The 21677-nt window shown below is 62.5% G+C and carries 15 protein-coding genes; 3 read left to right on the forward strand and 12 right to left on the reverse strand.

Annotated elements, in window-relative coordinates; genetic code table 11:
• Nucleotides 1–259: 259 nt before the first annotated feature.
• The 3 genes from N5D53_RS07155 to N5D53_RS07165 all read right to left on the reverse strand — a co-directional run bounded on the left by N5D53_RS07155 (nucleotide 260) and on the right by N5D53_RS07165 (nucleotide 4266).
• Nucleotides 260–2689, reverse strand: coding sequence for a TonB-dependent siderophore receptor (locus tag N5D53_RS07155; RefSeq protein ID WP_104960826.1), 2430 nt, complete (start codon nucleotides 2687–2689; stop codon nucleotides 260–262).
• Between the two features lie 108 nt (nucleotides 2690–2797).
• Complete coding sequence (locus N5D53_RS07160; protein ID WP_104962853.1) at nucleotides 2798–3760, reverse strand: FecR family protein; 963 nt, start codon at nucleotides 3758–3760, stop codon at nucleotides 2798–2800.
• A 20-nt stretch (nucleotides 3761–3780) separates the two neighbouring features.
• A complete protein-coding gene (locus N5D53_RS07165) occupies nucleotides 3781–4266 on the reverse strand; it encodes a sigma-70 family RNA polymerase sigma factor (protein WP_003248496.1) in 486 nt (161 codons plus the stop codon).
• 507 nt (nucleotides 4267–4773) lie between these two features.
• On the opposite strand from N5D53_RS07165, the gene N5D53_RS07170 reads away from it, so the two are divergent.
• Nucleotides 4774–5937 (forward strand): type III PLP-dependent enzyme, encoded by a 1164-nt coding sequence (locus N5D53_RS07170; protein ID WP_003248498.1) that lies wholly within the window; start codon nucleotides 4774–4776, stop codon nucleotides 5935–5937.
• Nucleotides 5938–6522: 585 nt separating this feature from the next.
• Here N5D53_RS07170 and N5D53_RS07175 read toward each other — a convergent pair.
• A complete protein-coding gene (locus N5D53_RS07175) occupies nucleotides 6523–7272 on the reverse strand; it encodes a tetratricopeptide repeat protein (protein ID WP_266022549.1) in 750 nt (249 codons plus the stop codon).
• A 3-nt stretch (nucleotides 7273–7275) separates the two neighbouring features.
• Entirely contained in the window at nucleotides 7276–7956 is a 681-nt protein-coding gene (locus N5D53_RS07180) for a Fe2+-dependent dioxygenase (RefSeq protein WP_003248502.1), read from the reverse strand.
• A 221-nt stretch (nucleotides 7957–8177) separates the two neighbouring features.
• Here N5D53_RS07180 and N5D53_RS07185 point away from each other — a divergent pair, with 221 nt between their 5' ends.
• The gene (locus N5D53_RS07185; RefSeq protein ID WP_104960824.1) at nucleotides 8178–10460 is read left to right on the forward strand and encodes a TonB-dependent siderophore receptor; all 2283 of its coding nucleotides are present in this window, start codon (nucleotides 8178–8180) and stop codon (nucleotides 10458–10460) included.
• Nucleotides 10461–10688: 228 nt separating this feature from the next.
• The gene (locus N5D53_RS07190) at nucleotides 10689–13241 is read left to right on the forward strand and encodes a sulfite reductase flavoprotein subunit alpha (RefSeq protein WP_190869675.1); all 2553 of its coding nucleotides are present in this window, start codon (nucleotides 10689–10691) and stop codon (nucleotides 13239–13241) included.
• 526 nt (nucleotides 13242–13767) lie between these two features.
• Here N5D53_RS07190 and N5D53_RS07195 read toward each other — a convergent pair.
• From N5D53_RS07195 to ispG, 7 genes are all read right to left on the reverse strand, one after another.
• Nucleotides 13768–14559 carry an amidohydrolase gene (locus N5D53_RS07195; RefSeq protein ID WP_012051253.1) on the reverse strand — a complete coding sequence of 264 codons (792 nt, stop codon included), beginning with the start codon at nucleotides 14557–14559 and terminating at the stop codon, nucleotides 13768–13770.
• The gene (locus N5D53_RS07200; protein ID WP_003248511.1) at nucleotides 14547–15695 is read right to left on the reverse strand and encodes a pyridoxal phosphate-dependent aminotransferase; all 1149 of its coding nucleotides are present in this window, start codon (nucleotides 15693–15695) and stop codon (nucleotides 14547–14549) included. The genes N5D53_RS07195 and N5D53_RS07200 overlap by 13 nt, the downstream gene beginning before the upstream one ends.
• 151 nt (nucleotides 15696–15846) lie before the next feature.
• Nucleotides 15847–17310, reverse strand: a complete 1464-nt coding sequence (gene der / locus N5D53_RS07205) for a ribosome biogenesis GTPase Der (RefSeq protein ID WP_010952071.1) — start codon at nucleotides 17308–17310, stop codon at nucleotides 15847–15849.
• A 116-nt stretch (nucleotides 17311–17426) separates the two neighbouring features.
• Complete coding sequence (bamB, locus tag N5D53_RS07210; RefSeq protein WP_003248513.1) at nucleotides 17427–18569, reverse strand: outer membrane protein assembly factor BamB; 1143 nt, start codon at nucleotides 18567–18569, stop codon at nucleotides 17427–17429.
• Nucleotides 18570–19211 (reverse strand): tetratricopeptide repeat protein, encoded by a 642-nt coding sequence (locus N5D53_RS07215; protein ID WP_104960822.1) that lies wholly within the window; start codon nucleotides 19209–19211, stop codon nucleotides 18570–18572. It abuts the gene before it with no gap.
• A gap of 39 nt (nucleotides 19212–19250) precedes the next feature.
• The gene (hisS, locus tag N5D53_RS07220) at nucleotides 19251–20540 is read right to left on the reverse strand and encodes a histidine--tRNA ligase (RefSeq protein WP_003248516.1); all 1290 of its coding nucleotides are present in this window, start codon (nucleotides 20538–20540) and stop codon (nucleotides 19251–19253) included.
• A 25-nt stretch (nucleotides 20541–20565) separates the two neighbouring features.
• Entirely contained in the window at nucleotides 20566–21675 is a 1110-nt protein-coding gene (gene ispG / locus N5D53_RS07225) for a flavodoxin-dependent (E)-4-hydroxy-3-methylbut-2-enyl-diphosphate synthase (RefSeq protein WP_010952070.1), read from the reverse strand.
• Between the last annotated feature and the right edge of the window lie 2 nt (nucleotides 21676–21677).

Here is a 21677-nt window from a genome sequence, read left to right on the forward strand (position 1 = left end):
CAACGGTGAGCGGCTGGTGAAATTGGCCAGCAGGCCCGGCCCTTTCGCGGGTGAACCCGCTCCTACGACGGCCTGCACCCAATCACCGATGTGTGTCCACCACCGATCAATGTGTAGGAGCGGGTTTACCCGCGAATACGGCAGCGGCGGCAACGGTGAGCGGCTGGTGAAATTGGCCAGCAGGCCCGGCCCTTTCGCGGGTGAACCCGCTCCTACACCCGACCGCGAAGGGCCGCAAAGCGGCCCCGGCAATCTCCGATCAAAACCCAACACTGGCCTGCACGTAGAAGGTTCGCGGCTCACCCACGTAAAGGCCGGCATTGTTATCACTGGAGCGGGTGAAGTACTGCTTGTCGAACAGGTTCTTCACCCCCGCCGCCAGCTTCAGGTTGGACAACTGCGGCCCGAACTCATAACCGCCACGGGCATGCCAGGTCACGTAGCCCGGAATATCGCCATACTGCCCGTCAGCACTCGGCTCGGTGATGTAGTCGCCATTGAAACTGCCATCGGCATTGATCCCGGTACCGGGTGCGCGCTGCCTGGATTGGGCGTAGGCATCCAGGTTCCAGGTCCAGTGGTTGATCGCGTAACGCACCCCGGCAGTGGCCACCTGGCGTGAATAGAACGGCAGGTCTCGGCCCTTGAACCCTGGGATATCCCCTTCATAGGTCGCGCGGGTATAGGTGTAGCCACCGCTCACCGACAGCCCGTCCAGGCGCGGGTCCAGCCCTGCCAGGTCATAACGCACCGAAGCCTCGATGCCCTGGTGCTTGGTCGCACCGAGGTTGGTCCAGCCCACGTCGTTGCTGATGTACTGCAGCTCATCATCGAAGTCGATGTAGAACGCCGTCAGCTCACCGGCAAAGCCGCCATTGTCATAACGGGTACCCATTTCGTAGGTCTTGGCTTTTTCCGGCTCCAGGCCATTGGCCGTACTGTTGCCAGTACCGCCCTGGCCCAGCTGGAAGTACTGCAGGCTACCGAACGAAGTCTCGTAGTTGGCGAATACCTTCCAGGCATCGGAAACGTGATACATCACGCTCAGCGCCGGCAAAGGCTCGTTGCTGGTGATGCTGCGCTTTTTCTCGGCGACCGGGCGGTTGTTGGCGTCCAGTACCGGGCGGTCGCGCCAGTCGGTATTGATGTGCTCGAAGCGCACGCCAGGGGTAATGGTCCAGTTGCCCACGTCGATCTTGTCGTCGATGTAGTAAGCGCTGGCCTCGGTGCCGCCGCTGCGGTCCTGGAACACGTGGCCGTCGGAAGTCGGGGTCACCGTCGGCACGTTGTCGATCAGCGCCAGGCGAGTCGACTGTTCGCGCATCGCTTCCTTCAGGTAACGGTAACCGACACTGACTTCCTGGGTGGTTGGGCCGGCAAAGAAGATGCGCGACACACGGGGTTCGATGGCAAAGGTGTGGTAGTTGCGCGGGTACGACGACAACGTCTTCATGTCCCGCGAGGCTATTGTGCTGCCGCGGAAGCTGTCGGTGTAGTAGGTCAGCACTTCGAACTGGGTGGCATCGTCGAGCTGCCGCTGCCATTTGAACGACACATCCTTGCGCCGGCCCGCGAAGTAGTCGTAATCGCGCAGCGACTGGTACGGGTTGCTGTCGTATTGGGCCTGGGTCAAGCCACCCGGCATGTCGGCACGGCCATCGTAATAATGGAAGTTGAGCCAGAACTCATCGACATCGGTTGGCGCCCAATGCGTCTTGAGGATAACGTCGTCGATGTCGTTGCCGTTGTTGCTTTCACGGTAACCGTTGCCATTCACCCCGGTGTACAACAGCGCCACGCCGATGCCATTGTCGGCCGTGCCACCGACGAAGGCTGACTCGGTGTGTTTCCAGCCACCGTGCTGGGAGGTCTCCAGGGTGGTGGACAGCTCTGCCGAGGCCTTTTGCGGAATAGCCCGTGTTACAAAGTTGATCACGCCGCCCACGTTCTGCGGGCCATAGCGCACCGAGCCGGCACCGCGCACGACGTCGATGCTGTCGAGGTTGCCAGAGGAAATCGGTGCCATCGACAGCTGTGGCTGGCCATACGGCGCGAACGCGGCCGGGATGCCATCGATCAGTACCGTGGAGCGTGGTGACAGGCGCGAAGTGAGGCCGCGCACGCCCACGTTCAGCGACAGGTCGCTGCCACCGGTTCCGTTGGAATCCTGCACTTGCACGCCAGGGATACCGCGCAGCACGTCGCGCACGTTCATTGCGCCCTTCTCCACCATTGCCTCGCGGCGTACCACGGTGCGTGCCCCGGGGTGGTTCTGTACCACGCTCTGCTGGGCATCACCCAGCCAGTCACCGACCACCTTGATGTCGGTGGGGGCCAGCTCCAGGCTGCCGCTGCCCAGGTCAAGGGTAGTCGGCAGTGGCTTCACCACAACGGTGTCCCCGGACATCTCGTAGGTGAGCCCGCTGCCTTGCAACAGCTGTTGCAGCGCCTGCACCGGCGCCAGGTTGCCCGATACCGCCGGGGCCTGTTTGCCGGCGACCAGCTCGGGGCTGAAAAACAGCTGCAGGCTGGTTTGCTGGCCGAGCTGGTTCAGCGCCGAACCCAACGGCTGGGCCTGGATCTGGAGGGTATTGCCGGCCTCTGCGGCCTGGCTGTCAACGGCCACGGTGCTGACCGCCAGGGCCAGCGCCAGGGCGCGAAAGCGTGGGAAGGGTTTGTTGTTGTTCACGTCGTCGAAACATCCTGGAATGCGGAATAAACGCCAACCGCGTGCAAATGGAAATGCTTGGCAGTTGCAGCTGGCGAGGAAGACGAACGAGTGAGAAAAAACCTGAATCTAGTTGGCGATTATTTCGCTGGAGCCGTCTTCATGGGCCTTGATGGCCACCGGCAGGATGCTCGGCAAAGCCCGCAGCAGAGCATCTGTATCGTTGGTACTGAAGGTGCCGGACAGGCGCAGCCGCGCGACTTTCCCAGGGGCGACCCGCAATGGCTGGCTACGGTAGCGCAAGGTTTCGGCCACTACTTCGGTGAGGGTGGCGTTGTCGAACACCAGCTTGCCCTGTCGCCATGCGGTCATGGCGCCGGTGTTGACCGCATAGGGTGCGGCGACCAGGCCCTGTGCATCTATATGCGACCCCTGCCCGGCCGTCAGTTGCGCCAGCGAGGCGCCCTTGCCCTGCACCCGCACCGACCCCTGTTCCACCGCCACACGGGTGCTGGCTGGGTCCAGGCGGACGTCAAAGCGGGTACCTGTGACGATCACGCTGCCTTGGGCAGTGTCGACCACAAACGGCCGGTTACTGTCATGGGCGACGATGAACATCACTTCACCGGCGTTCAGGCGCACGTGCCGCTGGCCGGCGCTGAACTCCACCTGCAACTGCGTGCTGCCATTGAGCTCGAGATGCGAGCCGTCCGGCAGTTCGACCTGACGGCGCTCATTGAAGGCCGTCTGCAGGCTGCCCTGATGGTTCAGTTGCAGGTGGTGCCAGCCGCTCCAGCCCAGGCCCAGCGCCACTACCGCGACACTGGCGGCCAACGCCTGGCGCATGAAACGCCGTCGTGGCAGCTGCTGCACCGGGTCTGGCTGGCACAGCGCCTCCAGGTGCTGGCGTGGAATGAAGTCGGCGGCCTGCCACACTCGGCAGAGATGCTCATATTCTTCCCGGTGGTGCTCGTCGCTCGCCAACCAGGCATGCAACTGCTTGTGCAGCCCGGCATCCCGAGGTGCATCCTGCACACGGGCGAACCATGCGGCCGCCTGCTCGCGGACGGCATCGGTACCGTGCTGTTTCATCGAAAAGGCCTCCTGACTCTTCATGCCGACACATCCAGGTGCTCACGTAGGTGCCGGAGCGTGCGGATCATATACTTTTCGACCATGTTCTTGCTCAACCCCATGCGCTCGGCAATCTCGGCCTGGGTCAGGCCTTCGAGCTTCTGCCAGATGAACACCTGCCGGCAGTTGAGTGGCAGCTCGGCCAGAGCCCGCTCGACGCTGTCGGCCAGCTCCAGGGCATGCACGTAGGCTTCCGGGTCGCCACTGCCGGTTGCGCCTTCTTCGAAGGCTTCCCGCTCCAGGGCCTGGCGGCGGTCTTCGCGACGGAAGCCATCCACAGCGATGTTGCGCGCAGCCTGATGCAGGTAGGCGCGCGGCTGCTCAACCTGCTCGCGCGGGGTTTCCAGTACCCGGACAAAGGCATCGTGGGTGAGGTCCTCGGCCTGCTGACGACTGCGCAGCTTGCGCGTCCAGGTGCCGATCAGCTCATGGTAGTGGTCGAGGAAGCCTTTGTGTCCGGACACGGTCGGGGGTCATCAGGGAGGCAGATAAGGGTGCGAATAGTAATGTTTCTCATCAAAAGCAGCAAATCCGCCAGTCGGTAACAAAAAATTTATGGGCGATTTCCTGTACGGGGGTACCAGGAAAATGTGGCCATAAATATGAACACCTCCGGCCCTTTCGCGGGCAAGCCCGCTCCCACATGCAACGCGTATCCCCTGTAGGAGCGGGCTTGCCCGCGAAGGGCCGAACACGCTCCATTCCACAATTTTTTACGCTTGAAAGATCGCAGGGAACATCAGCCGGTCACACGAGTCGGTTATTCAAATGGCTGGTCGTCGATCCACGTCGATCACGCCCGGATTGCCTGTTGATTCTGCATTCTTCACGCCCTAAAGTGCGCGCCGAACGTCCATGCTGGAAACGATCCATCCGGCTCAAGTACTGAGTAGGCGAACCAAAGTGGGGATACGGAGGACGTTCAGTTTGCAGCCACTTAATCTTTCAGTTTGCCCATGGAGTCCCTGAGCATGTCGATCCAGGTCGAAGACTATTTCGCGCGTGAAACCTTCCAGAAAATGAAGGCGTTCGCTGACAAGCAGGAAACCCCGTTCGTACTCATCGACACCCAGATGATCAGCCAGGCGTACGACGACCTGCGCGCCGGTTTCGAATTCGCCAAGGTCTACTACGCGGTCAAGGCCAACCCGGCCGTTGAAATCATCGACCTGCTCAAAGAGAAAGGTTCGAGCTTCGACATCGCCTCGATCTACGAGCTGGACAAAGTGATGGGCCGCGGTGTCAGCGCCGACCGCATCAGCTACGGCAACACCATCAAGAAGTCCAAGGACATCCGCTACTTCTACGAGAAGGGCGTGCGCCTGTATGCCACCGACTCGGAAGCCGACCTGCGCAACATCGCCAAGGCCGCACCGGGCTCGAAAGTGTATGTGCGTATTCTGACTGAAGGCTCCACCACTGCCGACTGGCCACTGTCCCGCAAGTTCGGCTGCCAGACCGACATGGCCATGGACCTGCTGATCCTCGCTCGCGACCTGGGCCTGGTGCCATACGGCATCTCCTTCCACGTGGGCTCGCAGCAACGCGACATCAGCGTGTGGGACGCCGCCATCGCCAAGGTCAAGGTAATCTTCGAACGTCTGAAAGAAGAAGACGGCATCGAACTGAAGCTGATCAACATGGGTGGTGGCTTCCCAGCCAACTACATCACCCGTACCAACAGCCTGGAAACCTACGCCGAAGAAATCATCCGCTTCCTCAAGGAAGACTTCGGTGACGAACTGCCGGAGATCATCCTCGAGCCCGGCCGTTCGCTGATCGCCAACGCCGGCATCCTGGTCAGCGAAGTGGTGCTGGTCGCACGCAAGTCGCGTACCGCCGTCGAGCGCTGGATCTACACCGACGTAGGCAAGTTCTCCGGCCTGATCGAAACCATGGACGAAGCCATCAAGTTCCCGATCTGGACCGAGAAGAAAGGCGAAGCCGAAGAAGTGGTCATCGCCGGCCCGACCTGCGACAGTGCCGACATCATGTACGAGAACTACAAGTACGGGCTGCCGCTGAACCTGGCCATCGGTGACCGCCTGTACTGGCTGTCGACCGGCGCCTACACCACCAGCTACAGCGCAGTGGAATTCAACGGTTTCCCGCCGCTGAAGGCTTACTACCTGTAATGCACGACGGGGCCGAAAGGCCCCGTTTTCATTTGTGTGCTGTCGATGCTGGCCTCTTTGCGGGTAAACCGTACAACGGCCTGCGCCCAACCACCGATGCGTGTGTAGGAGCGGGTTTACCCGCGAATACGGTGGCGGCAGCAACGGTGAACGGCGGGTGGAGATTGGCCAGCAGGCCCGGCCTCTTCGCGGGTGAACCCGCTCCTACGACGGCCTGTGCCCAACCACCGATACGTGTGTAGGAGCGGGTTTACCCGCGAATACGGTAGCGGCGGCGACAGTGATCGGCGGGTGGAAATTGGCCAGCAGGCCCGGCCTCTTCGCGGGTGAACCCGCTCCTACGACGGCCTGTGCCCAACCACCGATGCGTGTGTAGGAGCAGGTTTACCCGCGAATACGATGGCGGCGGCAACGGTGAGCGGCGGGTGGAAATTGGCCAGCAGGCCCGGCCCTTTCGCGGGTGAACCCGCTCCTACGACGGCCTGCGCCCAACCACCGATGCGTGTGTAGGAGCGGGTTTACCCGCGAATACGGTGGCGGCGGCAACGGTGAACGGCCAGTGGAAATTGGCCGGCACAGTCAACCTCACTCACCACGCCGTTCGATCTCCTCGGCATAGCGCCCGGCAAAGGTCATGAGCGCCGGCCCCGCCTCCTGCAAGGTCACCAGCGCCGCACGCAGGAAGTTCATGTTGCCCTCGATCCGCGCCCGCTCCAGCCACGGCGCGGCCTCAGCCACCTGGCCGCGTTCGACCAGCACCAGCGCCAGGCTGAACATCCCACGAAAATCCCCCGCCTCGGCCGAACGCCGATACCAACGCACCGCCCGCGCCGGGCTGGGCGCCGTGGCAATGCCCTGCTCCAGGTAACGCCCATACAGGTTCATCGATTTGGCATGCCCCAGCTGCGCAGCCTTCTCGTAGCACATCAGTGCCTGCGCCTGATTGGCCGGCACCCCACGCCCGGTCGCCAGAAGGTTGCCCAGGTTATACAGGCCCCAGTCCAACCCGGAGTCGGCCGCACGGGCGTAGTGAACGGCAGCCTGCGCCAAACTCACCTCGCCGCCCCAACCATGCTCCAGGCAACGCCCGAGCATGTTGTGCGCCATGGCACTGCCACCCTGAGCAGCGATACCGAACCAACGCCGGGCAACCGTGGCATCCTGCTGGATGCCACGCCCATCCAGCAAGATCTGCCCCAGCAGCAACTGCGCCTCGACCACGCCCTGCCCCGCTGCCGCCAGAATCGCCTGGGCGGCCTTGCCGGGGGTTTCCTCGAGCATGGCCTGCAAGCCGGCCACATCCACCATTTCCTCACGTCGCAGCAGGTAGGACACGGCTCAGACCTCAGCCCAGCGGCGCAGCAAATTATGGTAGGTGCCCGTCAGTTGCAAAAGCGAAGGATGGTCCGGCACATCGGCAGTCAGTTGCTGGATTGCGTTGTCCATCTCGAACAGCAGCGCCCGCTGGCTGTCATCGCGCACCAGGCTCTGGGTCCAGAAGAATGCGGCATAGCGTTGGCCACGGGTCACCGGGTTGACCTTGTGCAGGCTTGTGCCGGGGTACAGCACCATGTCACCGGCGGCCAGCTTGATCTGCTGCACGCCATAGGTGTCCTGGATCACCAGCTCACCGCCGTCGTAGCTTTCCGGGTCGCTGAGGAACAGCGTGGAAGACAGGTCGGTACGCACCCGCTCCGGGCTGCCCTTGGGCTGGCGCAGGGCATTGTCGATGTGGAAACCAAAGTTGCCGCCATCGCGGTAGCAGTTGATCAGCGGCGGGAACACCTTGTGCGGCAAGGCTGCCGACATGAAGCGCGGGGTCTTCCACAGGCGGTCGATCAGCGCAGTGCCGATTTCCTTGGCCAGTGCATGGCCTTCCGGCAGCTGCAGGTTGTGCTTGGCCTTGGCCGACTGATAACCCGCCGTAACCTTGCCATCGGCCCAGTCGGCCCGCTCCAGCGCCTCGCGGATACGGGCCAGTTCATCAGCGTCGAACAGGCCTGGAATGTGAAGCAGCATGGCAACAGCACCGTTAGGAAATGTAAAGGCGCAATGATATTGATTCACTTTTACGCTACACAAGCCCCATTCGCCGCTTAAGACGTTTCAGCGGCATGAAACCGTAAAGACAAATTGTAAAGATTGTAAATTCTTCACGAATGGTAACGACTCTCAATTGTTAGTCAAAATTGCTTACATTAAGATCCACCGCCTCAATACCTTGGGGAAGGTTCTTTGCAATGCGCCAGTACGTACCATCTGCTGTGAGTTCGCCACGCCTGATCGTGTCTGCCATCGGTGTCGCCCTGAGTGCCTCGTCGGTCTATGCCGCCGATCCGGCCGCCAACAGCGCCATCACCCTCGATGCCACCAGCGTCAACGGCAAGGCTGAACAAGCCAGCACCGATTACAAGGTGGAGAAGGCCGCCTCGCAGAAGTACACCGCGCCGCTGGTAGACACCCCGCGCTCGGTAACCGTTATCCCGCAGCAAGTGATCAAGGACACCAACGCCCTGACCCTGCAGGATGCCCTGCGCACCGTGCCCGGCATTACTTTCGGCGCTGGCGAAGGCGGCAACCCGCAAGGTGACCGCCCGTTCATCCGCGGCTTCGACGCCCAGGGCGATACCTACCTGGACGGCGTGCGTGACACTGGCGCCCAAACCCGCGAAATCTTCGCCATCGAATCTGTTGAAGTGGCCAAGGGGCCGAACTCGGCCATCGGTGGCCGCGGCGCGGCCGGCGGTACCATCAATCTGGTAAGCAAGCGCGCGCATCTGGGCAACTCGCTGGACGGCGCCTGGACCTGGGGCAGCGACCAGACCCAGCGCTACACCTTCGATGGCAACTACCAGTTCAGCGATACCGTTGCCGGCCGCCTGAACCTGATGACCCACGAAAGCAACGTCGCCGGCCGCGACAAGGTCAACTACGACCGCTGGGGTATCGCCCCGTCGCTGGCCTTTGGCCTGGGCACGCCGACCCGCGTCAACCTTGACTACTACCACCTGGAAAGCGACGACCTGCCGGATTCGGGCATCCCTTACAGCATCCCCGTTACTGGCAGCGCCGCCCGTACTTCGGCGCACCCGAGCAAGCCGATCGATGGCGGTGACAGCGACAACTTCTACGGCTTGACCGGTCGCGACTTCCGCAAGAGCCGCGTGGACATCGCCACTTTCGCCATCGAGCACGACCTGACCGACTCGCTGACCATCAAGAACACCCTGCGTCACGGCAACAGCATGCAAGACTACGTGCTGACCCAGCCGGATGACAGTGCCGGCAACGTGAACAACAACGGTGTATGGCGTCGTGCCAACACCCGCGTGGGTAACACCGCCACCACCACCAACCAGACCGACCTGTTCGGCGAGTTCTTCGTCGGCGGTTTCAAAAATAACTTCTCGACCGGTATCGAACTCACCAAGGAAGAATCCGACCGCCAGAGCTACACCGTCACGCCAAACAGCAAGCTCACCTGCACCGGGCCTGGCAATGGTGGTAGCTGCACCTCACTGAGCGACCCTAACCCGGACGACACTTGGGACGGCACTGTCTCGCGCAACTACGCCGGCACCAAGACCAGCGGCAAGACCCGAGCGATCTATGTCTTCGACACATTGGAGCTCACACCCCAATGGCTGCTGAACATGGGCCTGCGTTACGACCATTTCGATACCAAGTTCCGCACCTACGACGCCAGCGGCGCAACCGTCTTGAACAAGAACGGCGTACCCACCAAAGGTCGCGACAAAAGCGAATTCTTCACGGGCCAGCTGGGTCTGGTGTGGAAGCCAGCCGAGAACGGTAGCATCTATATTTCCTACGCCACCTCGGCGACACCGCCAGGCGCAATGCTCGGCGAAGGTACCGAGACCAACTCACTGCCAGGTACAACCGACCGCAGCGGCAATATTCTGGGCAGCGACCTGGAACCAGAAGAAACCACCAACTACGAAATCGGTACCAAGTGGGACTTACTGGACGAACGCTTGTCGCTGGCAGCGGCGCTTTTCCGCACTGAGAAGGAAAACGCCCGCGTTCAGGTGGACACCACTACCTACGAGAACGTCGGCGAAACTCGCGTGCAGGGTATCGAACTGTCGGCCAGCGGCAAGCTGACCGACAGGTGGCAGGTGTTCGCCGGCTACACCTACATGCAGGCTCGCCAGATCGACGGCGGCCCGGTGGGCAAGGCCAACGACGGCAACCAGCTGCCGAACACGCCAAACAACAGCGCCAGCCTGTGGACCACCTACTCGATCACACCAAAGCTGACCGTTGGCGGTGGTGCGTTCTACGTGGATGACGTGTACGGCAGCGTGGCCAACACCACCATGGTCGACAGCTACGTACGCTACGACGCCATGGCCGCCTACAAGCTGACCAAGAACGTCGACCTGCAACTGAACGTGCAGAACCTGACCAACGAGGTGTACTACGACAAGGCCTTCTCCACCCACTTCGCCAACCAGGCGGCCGGGCGGACGGCACTGTTGACCACCAGCGTGCACTTCTGATGTCAGGGTTGGGTTGATCTGTTGAAGGGCTGCGCCTGTGCCGGCCCTTTCGCGGCTGAAGCCGCTCCTGCGTTGCCGGTGCAGGAGCGGCTTTAGCCGCGAAGAGGCCCGCACAGACAACACGAAAAGCAGCCCTCCCGGCCCCGTTCATTCCCGTGAGCGGGGCTTTTGCGTATCAAGGCATAATGCACGCCGCGCTGGTCGCGGTAGCAACTCAAGGTGAGAAACGTGGTGAAGAAGACGCTGTTCCAATTGCACTGGTTCTTTGGCATCACCGCTGGCCTGGTGCTGGCCTTGATGGGCATTACCGGGGCGCTGTACTCGTTCCAGGAAGAACTGCTGCGCGCATTCAATGCCGATGTACTCAAGGTGGAAGTACGCGCCGAAGGCGTGCTGCCGCCGGCCGAGCTGGTTAAGCGGGTCGAAGCCCAGCAACAGGACAAGGTGTCGATGCTGTGGGTCGACGTGCGCGAAGGCAACGCTGCACGGATCTTCTTCATGCCCGCACCGGGCGAACGCCGTGGCGAGCTGCGCTATGCCGACCCGTACACCGGCGAACTCAAGGGCGAAGCGGCCGGGCAAGGCTTCTTCAACCTCATGCTCAAGCTGCACCGCTTCCTCGCCATGGGCGATACTGGCCGGCAAATCACCGGGGCCTGCACCCTGATGCTGGTGTTCTTCTGCCTGTCCGGCCTGTACCTGCGCTGGCCGCGCAAAGCGCTGGACTGGCGCACCTGGCTGACCTTCGACTGGGCCAAGAAAGGCCGCGCCTTCAACTGGGACCTACACGCCGTGGCAGGTACCTGGTGCCTGCTGTTCTACCTTCTGTTCGCCCTGACCGGCCTGTTCTGGTCCTATGAGTGGTACCGCGAAGGCCTGAACAAACTGCTGGCCGACACCCCGGCTGCGGGCCAGCAGCAAAAACGGGGTGAAGGCCGTGGCCGGCACGGGCCGCAGAACGTCGACAGGAATGCGCCGCCGCTGGTGGTGGACTACGACGCCATCTGGGCCAACCTCAAGGACGCCGCGGGCCCAGGCCTGTCCACCTACAACCTGCGCCTGCCGCCCGCTGGTGGTCAGCCGGCCAACCTGTTCTACCTGCTCGACAACGCTGCGCACCCGCGTGCCTTCAATAACCTGGTGCTGGACCCGGCCACTGGCCAGGTTAAAAAGCACGACCGCTACACCGACAAGTCCTTCAAGGCGCAGCTACTGCAGAGTGTTTACGCCTTGCACGTCGGCGAATACTTCGGCTTGCCGGGGCGCATCATCGTCACCATCGCCAGTCTCACCATGCCGTTGTTCTTCGTCACCGGCTGGCTGCTGTACCTCGACCGCCGCCGCAAGAAACGTCAGGTGCGCGCAGCCCGTGGCAACGTCGCCAACAGCGGCAATGGCGAGGGCTGGCTGATCGTCTTTGCCAGCCAGAGTGGCTTTGCCGAACAGTTGGCCTGGCAGAGCGCCGAGCAGCTGCAGGCAGCTGGCCAGCCCGTTCAGGTGCGCGCCCTTGCCGAGCTGGGTGAAAACGACTTGCGCCAGGCCCATCGCGCGCTCTTCGTGGTGAGTACCTTCGGCGACGGCGAAGCGCCCGACAGCGCTCGCGCCTTCGAGCGCAAGGTGCTCGGCCAGCCTTGGGCACTGAACAACCTCAACTATGCCCTGCTCGCCCTCGGTGATCGTCAGTACCCGCACTTCTGCGGTTTCGCTCGTCGTCTCCAGGCGTGGCTGGGGGAGCGCGGTGCCAGCAGTGCATTCAGCCCGGTGGAAGTGGACAACGCCGACCAGGCCGCCCTGCAGCGATGGCAGCAGGAGCTGGCGCAACTGACCGGTGTCCAGCCGGTGGCCGCCTGGCAGCCGCCAACCTTTGCCAACTGGTCGCTGGTGCGCCGCGAACTGCTCAACCCCGGCAGCCAAGGCCAACCGGTGTACCTGCTTGGCCTGCAGGCTGCAGAACCTGCAAGCTGGGAAGCCGGCGACCTGGTAGAGGTACTGCCGCTGAATGGGCAGCCACGGATCGACGCGTTCCTCAAGGGCATGGCGCTGGACGCCAGCAGCCAGGTGCAGGTGAATGGCCTGAGCGAAACCCTTGCCCAGGCACTCGCAGGCCGCCAACTGCCGACGCGCCGCGACCACCTGATCGGCTTGCAGCCACAAGCGCTGGTCGATGCACTGGTGCCAATCGGTTGCCGCGAGTACTCCATTGCCTCGATCGCCAGCGATGGTGTGCTGGAGCTGATCGTGCGCCAGGAACGCCACCCCGACGGCAGCCTTGGCTTGGGCTCTGGCTGGCTGACCGAATACCTGCCAATGAATGGCACCCTGAGCCTGCGCCTGCGGCGTAACAGTGGCTTCCATCTGCCTGAGGCCGCTGCGCCGATGATCCTGATCGGCAACGGCACTGGCCTGGCGGGTCTTCGCAGCCTGTTGCGCGCGCGGGTCAATGCCGGTGAGCAGCGCAACTGGCTGTTGTTCGGCGAGCGTAATCGGGCGCATGACTTGCTGTGTGGCGATGAGCTGCACGCTTGGCTGGACAACGGCGACCTGGCACGGCTGGACCTGGCGTTCTCGCGCGATCAGGCCGAGAAGGTGTATGTGCAGGACGTGATGCTGGAGCAGGCCGAGGACTTCAAGCGCTGGGTGGCCGACGGGGCTTGCGTGTACGTCTGCGGCAGCCTGCAAGGCATGGCGGCGGGGGTGGATGCGGCGCTCAAAGGCATGCTGGGTGAAGCTGCTGTACAGCAGTTGATCGAGGATGGGCGGTATCGGCGGGATGTGTATTGATCGGTGTGTAGGAGCGGGTTTACCCGCGAATACGGTGGCGGTGGCAACGGTGAACGGCCGGTGGAAATTGGCTGGCAGGGCCGGCCCTTTCGCGGGTGAACCCGCTCCTACAACGGCCTGTGACCAACCGCCGATGCGTGTGTAGGCGCGGGTTTACCCGCGAATACGGTGGCGGTGGCAACGGTGAACGGCCGGTGGAAATTGGCTGGCAGGGCCGGCCCTTTCGCGGGTGAACCCGCTCCTACGGTGGCCTGTGACCAACCGCCGATGCGTGTGTAGGAGCGGGTTTACCCGCGAATACGGTAGCGGCGGCAATGGTGAACGTCGCATGAAAATTGGCCAGCAGGGCCGGCCCTTTCGCGGGTGAACCCGCTCCTACGACGGCCTGTGACCAACCGCCGATGCGTGTGTAGGAGCGGGTTTACCCGCGAATACGGTGGCGGCGGCAACGGTGAACGGCCGGTGGAAATTGGCTGGCAGGGCCGGCCCTTTCGCGGGCAAGCCCGCGAAGAAGCCGGGCCTGCTGTCAGTGCAACTCGAAGGTATCGGCATCCAGGTTGGCCGGGAACTTGGCCCGGTACGCCGCCAGTTCCGCCGCGCTCAGTACTGCAGTGAACACCCCGTCCGCCTCCCCGGCACTGAGCAGGCTCTCGCCCTGGAAATCCAGCACCTGGCTGTCACCAGAGTAAGCAAAGCCTTTACCGTCCGTGCCCACCCGGTTCACCGCCGCCACATAGCACAGGTTCTCGATCCCCCGCGCCGGTAGCAGACGGTTCCAGTGCTGGCGACGCGCGGCCGGCCAGTTGGCGGTGTACAGCAGTAGGTCAGTGTCCTGGGCGTCACGGCTCCACACCGGGAAGCGCAGGTCGTAGCAGATCAGCGGGCGAATCCGCCAGCCCTTGAGCTCGAACTGCACCTGCCGCTCGCCTGGGGTGTAATGTTTGTGCTCACCGGCCATGCGGAAAAGGTGGCGCTTGTCGTAGTGCAGAATCTCGCCGTCCGGCCGCGCCCACAACAGGCGGTTGCGGTGGCTGCCATCGGCGGCCTGGATGATCACACTGCCGGTAATCACCGCGTTGTGCTTCTTCGCCTGTGCCTTCAACCATTTGTAGGTCGGACCGTTCTCCGGCTCGCACAGGCTTTCCGATTGCATCGAAAAACCGGTGGTAAACATTTCCGGCAGGATTACCAGGTCAACCTCGCCCACCTGCTCCAGCAGCACCTCGAAGTGCGCGTAGTTGGCCTCACGGTCGTGCCAGGCCAAGGTGGTTTGCACCAGGGCGACTTTCAGGTTCGGCAGTGTACTCAGATCGCGCATAGTCTTTCCGCTGCCTGACGCAGCGTCTCCTCTCGTTTGGCAAAGCACAGGCGTACCAGGCGTTGCTCGGGGATGGGTTGCTGGTAGAACACCGATACCGGGATGGTCGCCACGCCGTGCTCACGCGTCAGCCACAGCGACATGTCGACATCGTTCAGGTCCGGACGGATTTGCGAATAGTCCACCAGCTGGAAATAAGTGCCCGTCGTGCGGGTAAAGTTGAAACGCGAGCCGTCCAGCAAACCGCAGAACAGGTCGCGCTTGGCCTGGTAAAAGGCCGGCAACTCATCAATATGCTCGGGGTGCCCGGCCATGAAGTCGGCCAAGGCACACTGCAGCGGCGTCACACCACAGAAGTTGACGTACTGGTGCACTTTGCGCAGCTCGGCGCTCAAGGCTGGCGGTGCGATCACGTAACCGGTCTTCCAGCCGGTAACGTGGTACGTCTTGCCGAAGGAACTGACCACGAAGGCACGTGAGTACAACTGCTCATGGGCCAGCACACTGGCGTGGCGTACGCCGTCGTAGACCAGGTGCTCGTACACTTCATCGCTGACCAGGTAGATATCGCGGTCGGCAATAAGTGCGGCCAACTGGTCGAGGTCTTCGCGGGTGATCAGCGCGCCACTGGGGTTGTGTGGCGAGTTGAGGATGACCATGCGCGTGCGCGGGCTCAAAGCATCGCTGAATTTCTGCCAGTCGATACGGAAGTCGCCGTCGCTCAACTGCACATGCACACAGCGACCACCGGCCAGCTCCACGGACGGCTCGTAACTGTCGTAGCAGGGGTCGAAGACGATCACTTCGTCACCGGCATGCACCACCGCCTGGATGGCACAGAAAATAGCCTCGGTGGCGCCGGGAGTGATAGTCACTTCCTGATCGGCATCCACCCTTGCCCCATACAACCGCTCGACCTTGGCCGCCACCTGCTGGCGCAGGGCCGGCAGGCCGGTCATGGGCGAATACTGGTTATGCCCGGCAGCCACGTGCCGGCCCACTGCATCGAGCAGGGCCTGCGGGCCATTGAAGTCAGGAAAGCCCTGGGACAGGTTGAGCGCGCCAGTCTGCACGGCGAGCTGGGACATGGTGGTGAAGATGGTCGTGCCGACATTCGGCAGTTTGCTGCGGATCATGGAGCCCTCTTTCCTGGGGTACATCCGGCACGGGGTGGAGTCCGAGCATAGCGGATCGAGCGGTCAGGAAAAAGGTTGAAACAATAGGGGGATTGCTCTGGATCAAAGGGCGTCTGTGGGGGCAGCCTTGCCCGCCCCCACATGGCGCTACTTAGCGTTTGTCGCGACGCTTCTTCTCGGCCTTCTTGTGGTGCGACATCAGGCGGCGCTTCTTGTTGACCTGGCGATCGGTAAGGGTGTTCTTCTTACCCTCGTACGGGTTCTCACCCCCCTTGTACTCGATACGGATCGGCGTACCGACCAGCTTGAGCACCCGGCGATAGGTGTTTTCCAGGTAACGCGAGTACGACTTGGGAATGCTGTCGGTCTGGTTGCCGTGGATCACGATCAGTGGCGGGTTGGCACCGCCGAGGTGGGCATAGCGCAGCTTGATGCGGCGACCGTTGACCATCGGCGGCTGGTGCTCGCTCACGGCATCTTCGAGGATCTGCGTCAGGCGGCTGGTCGGCCAGCGGGTGACCGCGGACTGGAACGCAGCCTGTACCGACTTGTACAAGTTGCCCACGCCCGTGCCATGCAGCGCGGAAATGAAGTGGATGTCGGCAAAGTCGACGAAGAACAGCCGGCGCTCCAGCTCGGTCTTCACGTAGGCGCGCTCACCCGGCTCCATGCCATCCCACTTGTTCAGGGCAATGACGATGGCGCGACCGGCTTCAAGGGCGAAGCCCAGCAGGTTCAGGTCATGGTCGACCACACCTTCGCGGGCATCCATGACGAAGATGACGACGTTGGCATCCTTGATCGCCTGCAGCGTCTTCACCACCGAGAACTTCTCGACTTCCTCGTGGATCTTGCCACGCTTGCGCACACCGGCGGTGTCGATGAAGGTGTACTTCTCGCCATCGCGCTCGAACGGGATGTAGATACTGTCACGGGTGGTGCCCGGCTCGTCGTAGACCACCACACGCTCTTCGCCGAGCATGCGGTTGACCAGCGTCGACTTGCCAACGTTCGGACGGCCGATGATGGCGATCTTGATGCCATCCTTCTCGCTTGGGCCAGGAATGCGCACGGCTTCCTCACCTTCAGCGACGTCCTGTTCGAGGGCTTCTTCTTCGGCATCACGCGGCAGGTGACCGAGCACGGCCTCCATCAAGGCGTTGATACCACGGCCCTGGGAGCCCGCCACCGGAATGGCGTTGCCCATGCCCATTGGCGAGAATTCGGCGCGGGCAACGTCGGGGTCGATGTTGTCGATCTTGTTGGCAACCAGGATCGCCGCCTTGTTCCGCTTGCGCAGGTGCTCGGCGATCATCTGGTCTGCTGCAGTCATGCCCGCACGGGCATCAACCAGGAACAGCACATAGTCGGCTTCTTCAATGGCCATGAGCGACTGCTCGGCCATTTTCTCGTCCATGCCCACTTCGTCACCGGTGATACCACCGGTGTCGATCAGGATGAAGGAACGACCCTGCCAGCTGGCATCACCATACTGGCGGTCACGGGTCAGGCCCGACAGGTCACCGACGATGGCATCGCGGGTCTTGGTCAGGCGGTTGAACATGGTGGATTTGCCGACGTTCGGGCGGCCCACCAGAGCAATTACGGGAACCATCGGCTCTCCACTCTCGAATTCTTGAAAATGCAAAGGCCGCTGCAAGGCAGCGGCCGGAGTTTGGGCGGCGTGTCCTACGCCGCGGCTTGAAGCCCGCCAAGGCTTCAAGCATAGCTTCAGCGGATGGTCAGTGCCTCGAGCTTGCCGCTGTTGCCGAAGACATAGATGGTGTCGCCGACCACAAGTGGGCGGGCGCGCAGGCCATCGCTGTCGATACGCTCACGGCCGACGAAGCGGCCATCCACCTGGCTCAGCAGGTGCAGGTAACCTTCAAAGTCACCCACAGCCACGTAGCTGCTGAACACTTCAGGGGCGGTCAACTGGCGGCGAGCCATGCTGTCGTTGCTCCACAGGGCACTGGAAGAGCGCTCATCCACACCTTCCACGGTACCCGAGGCTTCGCTGACGTAGACGTTACCGAAGCCCTGAGCGACACCCACATAGCTGGAAGCATCGCGCTGCCACAGCTCGCGGCCGCTTTCCAGGTCCAGGCCCGCTACACGGCCCTGGTAGGTGCTGACGTACAGGGTACCACCAGACAGCAACAAGCCGCCGTCGATATCAACCACACGGTCCAGCTCGGAACGGCCCTTCGGGATGGCCACGCGGCTTTCCCACACCGGCACACCGTTGTTGATGTCAACCGCGACCACTTTGCCGGTGGACAGGCCGGCAACCGCCAGGCGGTTGGTGGCGATCGGCGCACCGGTACCACGCAGCGTCAGCACGGCCGGGGAGTTTTCGTAGATCCAACGGCGGTCGCCAGTGGCGGCATCCAGGCCGATCAGGCGGTCGTCCTGGGTCTGCACCACCACCACGTCACCGTTGTTGGCAGGTGGGGCCAGCACTTCGCTGGTCACGCGCGAGCGCCAACGCTCCTCACCGGTGCTGGAGTCCAGGGCAATGACTTCACCCTTGAGGGTACCGAGCATGACCAGGCCATAGCCTACGCCAACTGCACCGGAAACCTGCAGCTCCAGGTCCTTCTTCCACACCACGTCGCCGGTGATGCGGTCGAGGGCGAAGACTTCGCCGTTGACGTCGGAAGCGTAGATACGGTCGTTCTCGATGGCCGGTACCAGGGTGTTGTAGGTTTCACCCTGGCCGTCACCGATCGAACGGCTCCACTGCTTCTTCAGCACCACTTCCTCGGTGAACTTGGTCAGCTCGGCCGGGGGCAGTTCCTTCTTGCTGTTGCTGCTGCAACCTGCGGCCAGTACGGCCAGGGTCAGCACTGCTGCATGTTTCCAACCGATCACTTACGCGTCCCCTTTAGCCAGGTCATCCAGCTTCAATTGCAGGCCACCGACCGCCGCGTCATCGGACAGCGCAGCCTTGGCTTTTTCGTAAGCGCTGTGCGCGTCGTTGGTGCGACCCAGCTGCACCAGCAGGTCACCCTTCAACTCTTCACGGCTGGCCAGGAAGGCTTTATCGGCGTCGCCGTCGAGCAGCTTGAGGGCATCCTCGGCCTTGTTCTGGGCTGCCAGTACGCGCGCCAGACGCTGACGCGAAATCTCGCCCAGGGTGACGTCGGCCGGATTGTCCAACACGCTTTTCAGCTCGGCTGCGGCGTCATCGAGCTTGCCGCTGTCGACCGCGACCTTGGCCACGAACAGGCTGCCGTACTGGGCGTAAGCGGTGCCGCCAAACTCGCTCTTGAGCTTGCCGGCCAGTTCCGCGACCTTGGTGGCGTCCGGCTGGCCGGTCGGTGTCAGGCTGGTTTCAATCAACGCCTGATACAACTGCGAGGCACCTTGCGACTGGTTGTTCTGGTACTTGTGCCAGGTATTCCAGCCCAACACCACCACGCCAGCCAGCAATGCACCGGTCAGCAGCGGCTTGCCGTTGCGGCTCCACCAGTCCTTGACGCCTGCCAGGTCATCATCATCGGTACTCGACACCCCAATACTCCTTTTCGCCTATTCGCTTGTTGAACCGCGTTACGCTTGCGCGATCGCGGTTTCCAGGTGCTCTGCAAGAGCATCCCAGGCAATGTTCTGTTGTTCACCCTGGCCACGCAGGGGCTTCAAGCCGATTTCTTGCTTGGCCAGCTCGTCGTCGCCGAGGATCAGGGCGAACAGTGCACCGCTCTTGTCGGCTTTCTTGAACTGGCTCTTGAAGCTGCCACCACCGGCGTTGACTGCCAGGCGCAGGCCCGGCAAGCGGTCGCGCAGGCCTTCGGACAGGCGCAGGCCAGCCAGCTCCGCCTGTTCGCCAAAGGCGCACAGGTAAACGTCGATCTGGCGGCTGATGGACTCCGGCACCTTGCCCAAGGTTTCCAACAGCAGGATCAGGCGCTCGATGCCCATGGCGAAACCAACGCCAGTGGTCGGCTTGCCACCCATCTGTTCGACCAGGCCGTCGTAACGGCCACCCGCGCACACCGTGCCCTGGGCGCCGAGCTTGTCGGTTACCCACTCGAACACGGTCTTGCTGTAATAGTCCAGGCCACGTACCAGCTTGGTGTTGATCACGAACGGAATACCGGCTGCGTCCAGGCGTGCCTTGAGGCCTTCGAAGTGCACACGCGACTCTTCGTCCAGGTAGTCTTCCAGCTTCGGCGCTCCGACCAGCACCGCCTGGGTGTTCTGGTCCTTGCTGTCGAGGATGCGCAGCGGGTTGCTCTTCAGGCGGCGCTGGCTGTCTTCGTCCAGTTGCTCCAGGCGCGCCGAGAGGAACTCGACCAGCGCGTCACGGTAGCGTGCGCGGGCTTCACTGGTGCCCAGGCTGTTGAGCTCCAGCTTGACCGCGTCCTGGATGCCCAGCAGGCCCCACAGGCGCCAGGTCAGCATGATCAGCTCGGCATCGATGTCCGGGCCGTCCAGGTTGAACACTTCCACGCCAATCTGGTGGAACTGGCGGTAGCGGCCCTTCTGTGGGCGCTCGTGGCGGAACATCTGGCCGATGTACCACAGCTTCTGCACCTGACCGTTGCCGGTGATGCCGTGCTCGAGCACCGCTCGCACGCAGGCCGCAGTGCCTTCAGGGCGCAGGGTCAGCGAATCACCGTTGCGGTCCTCGAAGGTGTACATCTCTTTTTCGACGATGTCGGTCACTTCACCGATCGAGCGCTTGAACAGCTCGGTGAACTCGACGATCGGCGTGCGGATCTGGCTGTACCCGTAGGTGTCCAGCAGCCCGGCCACGGTGCCTTCGAAGTAGCGCCACAGCGGCGACTGTTCTGGCAGGATGTCGTTCATGCCACGGATGGCTTGCAGCGATTTGCTCACGAAAAGTCCTTACGAATTCTGTGTGTCAGCCACGAGCGATCAACGCCGCGTCGGCCTCGGCCTTTTCGGCCGCTTTCTGGCGGATGAGTTTTTCAAGCTCATCGACCAGGTTGTCATTGGTCAGCTTCTGCGCCGGCTTGCCGTCGATGTAGATCAGGTTCGGCGTACCGCCGGTCAGGCCTACATGGGCTTCCTTGGCTTCACCCGGGCCGTTGACCACGCAACCGATCACCGCCACATCCAGCGGCACCAGCAGGTCTTCCAGACGCCCTTCCAGCTCGTTCATGGTCTTGACCACATCGAAATTCTGCCGCGAGCAGCTTGGGCAGGCGATGAAGTTGATGCCACGCGAGCGCAGATGCAGCGACTTGAGGATGTCGTAGCCGACTTTCACTTCTTCGACCGGGTCGGCCGCCAGCGAGATGCGGATGGTATCGCCAATACCTTCGGCCAGCAGCATACCGAGGCCGACGGCGGACTTCACGGTGCCCGAACGCAGGCCACCGGCTTCAGTGATGCCCAGGTGCAGCGGTTGCACGATCTGCTTGGCCAGCAGACGGTAGGCTTCGACAGCCATGAACACGTCCGAGGCCTTGACGCTGACCTTGAAGTCCTGGAAATCCAGGCGATCGAGATGCTCGACGTGGCGCAGGGCCGACTCGACCAGCGCGGCCGGGGTCGGTTCGCCGTACTTCTTCTGCAGGTCTTTTTCCAGCGAACCGGCGTTGACCCCGATACGAATCGGAATGCCGCGGTCGCGGGCAGCATCGACCACCGCGCGCACGCGGTCTTCACGGCCGATGTTGCCCGGGTTGATCCGCAGGCAATCAACGCCCAGTTCGGCAACACGCAGGGCGATCTTGTAGTCGAAATGGATGTCGGCGACCAGCGGCACGCTGACCCGTTGCTTGATCTTGCCAAACGCTTCGGCCGCGTCCATGTCCGGCACCGAGACCCGCACGATGTCCACGCCGGCATCGACCAGACGCTGGATTTGCGCCACGGTGGCAGCGACATCGTTGGTGTCGGTGTTGGTCATGCTCTGCACCGCGATGGGCGCATCACCACCCACCGGCACATTGCCAACCCAGATTTTGCGGGATTCGCGACGTTTGATCGGAGATTCGCCGTGCATGA

The sequence above is a fragment of the Pseudomonas sp. GD03862 genome, from assembly GCF_029840855.1.
GTDB lineage: Bacteria > Pseudomonadota > Gammaproteobacteria > Pseudomonadales > Pseudomonadaceae > Aquipseudomonas > Aquipseudomonas alloputida.

Bases quoted from the DNA above. Each gene is read 5' to 3' on its own strand.
- N5D53_RS07160 (WP_104962853.1), bottom strand. From the start codon at position 3,760: ATGAAACAGCACGGTACCGATGCCGTCCGCGAGCAGGCGGCCGCATGG.
- N5D53_RS07170 (WP_003248498.1), top strand. From the start codon at position 4,774: ATGTCGATCCAGGTCGAAGACTATTTCGCGCGTGAAACCTTCCAGAAA.
- N5D53_RS07180 (WP_003248502.1), bottom strand. From the start codon at position 7,956: ATGCTGCTTCACATTCCAGGCCTGTTCGACGCTGATGAACTGGCCCGT.
- N5D53_RS07185 (WP_104960824.1), top strand. From the start codon at position 8,178: ATGCGCCAGTACGTACCATCTGCTGTGAGTTCGCCACGCCTGATCGTG.
- N5D53_RS07195 (WP_012051253.1), bottom strand. From the start codon at position 14,559: ATGCGCGATCTGAGTACACTGCCGAACCTGAAAGTCGCCCTGGTGCAA.
- N5D53_RS07200 (WP_003248511.1), bottom strand. From the start codon at position 15,695: ATGATCCGCAGCAAACTGCCGAATGTCGGCACGACCATCTTCACCACC.
- der (WP_010952071.1), bottom strand. From the start codon at position 17,310: ATGGTTCCCGTAATTGCTCTGGTGGGCCGCCCGAACGTCGGCAAATCC.
- ispG (WP_010952070.1), bottom strand. From the start codon at position 21,675: ATGCACGGCGAATCTCCGATCAAACGTCGCGAATCCCGCAAAATCTGG.